The 4,202-nt window shown below is 75.4% G+C and carries 6 protein-coding genes; 1 reads left to right on the top strand and 5 read right to left on the bottom strand.

Features of this window, described 5'->3' with window-relative positions; genetic code table 11:
* Positions 1–183, top strand: a 183-nt coding sequence (locus tag G3I42_RS36595; RefSeq protein ID WP_343244761.1) for a VOC family protein, incomplete at its 5' end; no start/stop codon positions are given.
* Positions 184–245: 62 nt separating this feature from the next.
* On the opposite strand, the gene G3I42_RS36600 is transcribed toward G3I42_RS36595, so the two are convergent.
* The 5 genes from G3I42_RS36600 to G3I42_RS36620 all read right to left on the bottom strand — a co-directional run.
* Positions 246–896, bottom strand: coding sequence for a thymidine kinase (locus tag G3I42_RS36600; protein ID WP_164291955.1), 651 nt, complete (start codon positions 894–896; stop codon positions 246–248).
* A 195-nt stretch (positions 897–1,091) separates the two neighbouring features.
* Positions 1,092–2,357, bottom strand: coding sequence for a nucleotide pyrophosphatase/phosphodiesterase family protein (locus G3I42_RS36605; RefSeq protein WP_164291956.1), 1,266 nt, complete (start codon positions 2,355–2,357; stop codon positions 1,092–1,094).
* Positions 2,357–2,965: a DUF5998 family protein gene (locus tag G3I42_RS36610; RefSeq protein ID WP_164291957.1), complete on the bottom strand. Its 609-nt coding sequence runs from the start codon at positions 2,963–2,965 to the stop codon at positions 2,357–2,359. The genes G3I42_RS36605 and G3I42_RS36610 overlap by 1 nt, the downstream gene beginning before the upstream one ends.
* A 71-nt stretch (positions 2,966–3,036) precedes the next feature.
* Entirely contained in the window at positions 3,037–3,513 is a 477-nt protein-coding gene (locus G3I42_RS36615) for a hypothetical protein (protein ID WP_164291958.1), read from the bottom strand.
* 11 nt (positions 3,514–3,524) lie between these two features.
* Positions 3,525–4,202, bottom strand: a 678-nt coding sequence (locus tag G3I42_RS36620) for an acetate--CoA ligase family protein (RefSeq protein ID WP_203607808.1), incomplete at its 5' end; no start/stop codon positions are given.

Here is a 4,202-nt window from a genome sequence, read left to right on the forward strand (position 1 = left end):
GGCGCCGGGTGGCTCGCGTGCTTCGAGGTCGCCGACGTGTCCGCCTCGTGCGCGCGGGTCCTCGCGCTCGGCGGCCAGGTCGTGGAGGAGCCCGCCGAGGGCACGCGGGGGCGCACGGCGACGGTCGCCGACCCGGAGGGCGCGGTCTTCGCCCTCGTCCGTACGGAAGCCGCCCGCGGCTGAACCGCGCCGGGCCCGGCGCACCGGCAGGACCTGTCAGCCCTGCCGCACCGGTCTCCGGGGTGTCAGCCCTGCCGCAGCGGCAGGACGTCCGGGGAGCGCACGCCCGCCTTCGCCGTCGCGCTCGTCACGCGGCGCAGGTGATGGCGGCGGCACAGGACCTCGTAACCGACCTCGCCCGCACGGCGGTTGACGTCCCCGACGACGACCTGCGCCCCTTCGACCACCATTTCGCCGTCCACCGTACGGGCGTTGTGCGTCGCCCGCGCCCCGCACCAGCACAGCGCCTCGACCTGGAGCGCCTCGACCCGGTCGGCGAGTTCGATGAGCCGCTGCGAGCCGGGGAACAGCTTCGTGCGGAAGTCGGTCGTGATGCCGAACGCGAAGACGTCGAGCCGGAGTTCGTCCACGACGCGCGCCAACTGGTCTATCTGGCACGGCGCGAGGAACTGCGCCTCGTCCACGATGACGTAGTCCGCCTTGCCGCCCCGGGAGAGCCGGTCCACGAGGTAGCCGTAGAGGTCCATGTCCTCGGTCGCCTCGACCGCGTCCGTGACGAGCCCGAGCCGCGAGGACAGCTTGCCCTCGCCCGCCCGGTCGTCCCGCGTGAAGATCACGCCCTGGAGTCCGCGCGCCGACCGGTTGTGGCCGATCTGGAGCGCCAGTGTGCTCTTTCCGCAGTCCATCGTCCCGGAGAAGAAAACCAATTCGGACATCAGCGGACAGGGCCTTTCTGGGACGCCGGGCGTGGGGCGGGGCGGTGGTACGGGGGCGGGCGGTGCGGGCGGGGGCGGTACGCGCCGGGGCGACCCCAGACCCTACGCCACGGGTGCGGGCCCGGCGGGGGCGGGGACCTGCGGGGGACCGTGCGGACGGCGGGGACGGAGCGGGGCGAGGGCCCGGCCCCGGTCTCAGGTGCGGATCTCGATGAGTGGCACGTACTGCTCCGCCGCCGTGAGCGAGCCGTGCATCCCGACGAGCGCCGTCTCGCGCGGCTCGGTCTCGCTCGCGACGATCGCGGAGAGGCCCTGCGGTGCCGCCACGACGTCGCCGATCCGCGCGCGCACCCGTTCCTCGCACCGCTCCGGCGGCCCGAACCACCCGGCGGCCAGGGCCTCTTCGCGGCTCGCGACCCAGAAGCGGTCCCCGAGGACCTCGCGCCACACGGCGAGGACGTCACCGGCCGCGCCCGGGTGCGCGTACACGTGCCGCGCCCGGCCCTCGCCGCCCAACAGGGCGACACCCGCGCCGAGTTCCCAGTCCTCGTCGTAGTCGACGCGGCTCTCGGGGTCCTCCGGGACATCGACCATGCCGTGGTCCGCCGTGACGTACAGCGCGGTGCGCGGCGGGAGTTGACCGGCCAGGCGCTCCACGAGCCGGTCGACCTGCATGAGCTGGCCGCGCCATGTGTCCGAGCCCGTGCCGTACTTGTGCCCCGCGCCGTCGAGTTCGCTGTAGTACGTGTAGACGAGCGACCGGTCGCCCGCGGCCAGTTCCTCGGCGGCGCGGTCCATGCGCTCCTCGCCGGTGAAGCGGCCGTGGAAGGTGCCGCCGGAGAGCGCGACCTTGGTGAGCGGCGTCTCGCGGAAGTGCGGGGCGGAGACCTGGGCGGTGTGCACGCCGGCCGCGTCGGCGGCGCGGAAGACGGTGGGGTGCGGCTGCCAGGCGGTCGGGTCGGTCCAGGGCTGCCAGCGGAGCTGGTTCATGAGCGCGCCCGTCGCCGGGTTGCGCACCGCGTAGCCGAGCAGCCCGTGCTGCCCCGGCACGGTGCCGGTGCCGACCGAGGCGAGCGAGGCCGCGGTCGTCGCGGGGAAGCCGGAGGTGAGGGGGCGGCCCGTACCGCCGCGCGAGGTGCCGAGCAGGCTGTGCAGGAAGGGCGCTTCGTCGGGGTGCGCGCGCAACTGCTCCCAGCCGAGGCCGTCGACGAGGAAGACACAGGCGCGGTCGGCCGGGCTCAGCTCGGCGACGACCGGTGCGAAGCCGGGGACGCCGAGTCCCGCGGCGAGGGTGGGGAGGAGGTCGGCGAGGCTGCCGCTCCCGTACTCGGGCACGAGGGCCGAGGAGAGCGGGAGCGGCGCGTAGGGGTCCGGGGCGTACCGGGACGCGTGCGGTCCGCCGCTCTGCCGGGCCTCGTAGGCGTCCCAGTCCGTGTGGTGCGTGGGGGGTGTCCCGCTCATCAGCGGCGGGTCCCGGAGGGGCCCTCGCCGAGCGCCGCCGTGGCCTTCGAGAGCGCCTGCGCGAAGGCGAGCGCCTCGCGGACGGTCTCGGGGCCGTCGCCCGCCTCGCTCACGCGCAGGCTCAGGTCGTCGGCGGTGGAGCTGCCGGTGTAGCCGTGGTCGGCCTCGCAGTTCGGGTCGCCGCAGGCGGCGGGCTCCAGGTCGATACGGGAGACGGCGCCCCAGCCGATCGTGAGGACGACCTCGCGGGGCAGCGTCCCGGGCGTGTACGACTCGGGGTTGGCGACGACGCGGCTCGTCACGACGGAGGAGATCCGCTCGATCCGTACGGACTCGGTGGAGGTCGTCGCGTACGGGGTGGGCGAGGTGTCGTCGGCGGACTGCTCGTCGGTGTGGCTCACGATGAAGCGGTGCTCGGTGAGCACGAGCACGGTGACGTGCCTGCGGACCTCGTTCGCGTCGAACGTCGTCTCCTGGTGCACCAGGTACGACACCACGGGGTCCCCGCCGACCGCGGCCTCCACGGCCTCGGCCACGAGGGCCGGGTAGTAGCCGCTGCGCTCGATCGCCGCGCGCAGCCCCTGGGTCGTCGTACCGGTCTTCGCCATGCGCCCATCCTACGGGGGCGGGGGCCATGGCCGGTCACTCCGTGGGGGTTCGTCCTGGCGCGGGAGCGGCGCTACGGGCGGGACGGGGCCGTTGGCGTGCGCGTACTCGGCGCCGAGCGGGAAGCGGGAGCGGCACCGGGGGCACTCGGCGGTGCCGAAGAGGTGGCGGACACCGCGAGGAGGTACCGGAGGCACGCGAGCCAGTCGGCGGGGTGTGTGGGCAGGTGCGAGTCGAGTACGTCGCCGAACGCGGCGATCACCGGGGCCAGGCCCTCGAAGAGGTCGTCGCAGCCGTGGTGCGCGGCGCCGCGCATGACCGTCTCCCCGGCCAGGCCGCGAGCCCGGGCGCTGTACGGCGCGAGGCGTACGAGGCGGGGCAGCGCCGCGAAGCCGGCGGGTGAGACGAGGTCGTGCTCCAGGGCGAGACGGTGCCCCAGCTCGTCCCACGCGGCGGTGTCGCCGTCGTCGCGCTCGACCCGGTCGAGGAGCGCCGGCACGCGTCCGTACTCCAGGCGGCTGTCGGGCAGCCGCGACCAGTCGGTCCCCATCGCCCGCGCCCTCAGTACATCGGCATCCTGCGCGGTCCCTCGTCGGCCACCGCCGGGGGGTGGGCGAGGCGGAGGGACGCGCCGAGGACGCGGACCGTGCGGGGCGCGACGACGACCGGTTCGAGGGAGACCGCCACGATCTCCGGGTGGTCGTCCACGAGGCGGGACACGCGCTGGATCAGCTCCTGGAGGGCGTCCGTGTCGACGGGCGCGGCGCCGCGCCAGCCGAAGAGGAGCGGGGCGCTGCGCAGCGAGCGGACCTGCTCGGCCGCGTCCCTGTCGGTGACGGGGACGAGGCGGTGCGCCGTGTCGCCGAGGAGTTCGGAGGGTGCCCCGGCGAGCCCGAAGGAGAGCACCGCACCCGCCGCCGGGTCGATGACGGCCCGGACCACCGTGTCCACGCCGCGCGGCGCCATCGACTGCACGACGGGCCGCAGTTCGGCGGGCGAGCCGAGCAGCGCGGTGAGGTCCGCGTAGGCGCGGCGCAGGTCGCTCTCGTCCGCCAGGTCGAGGCGGACGCCGCCGAGGTCGGGGCGGTGGCGCAGGTGCGGGGCGGTGATCTTGAGCGCGACGGGGTAGCCCAGTTCCTCCGCCGCGCGCGCCGCCGCGTCGGCGTCGGGCGCGGGGAGCGCGCGCAGCACGGGGACGCCGTAGCGGCGCAGCAGGTCCTCGGTGTCCTCGGGGCCCGG

The organism is Streptomyces sp. SID11385, assembly GCF_010548245.1.
Lineage (GTDB): Bacteria > Actinomycetota > Actinomycetes > Streptomycetales > Streptomycetaceae > Streptomyces.

What these genes read in the sequence shown, in the direction of transcription:
- G3I42_RS36600 (WP_164291955.1), bottom strand. Translation starts at nt 896, where the DNA reads ATGTCCGAATTGGTTTTCTTCTCCGGGACGATGGACTGCGGAAAGAGC.
- G3I42_RS36605 (WP_164291956.1), bottom strand. Translation starts at nt 2,357, where the DNA reads ATGAGCGGGACACCCCCCACGCACCACACGGACTGGGACGCCTACGAG.
- G3I42_RS36610 (WP_164291957.1), bottom strand. Translation starts at nt 2,965, where the DNA reads ATGGCGAAGACCGGTACGACGACCCAGGGGCTGCGCGCGGCGATCGAG.
- G3I42_RS36615 (WP_164291958.1), bottom strand. Translation starts at nt 3,513, where the DNA reads ATGGGGACCGACTGGTCGCGGCTGCCCGACAGCCGCCTGGAGTACGGA.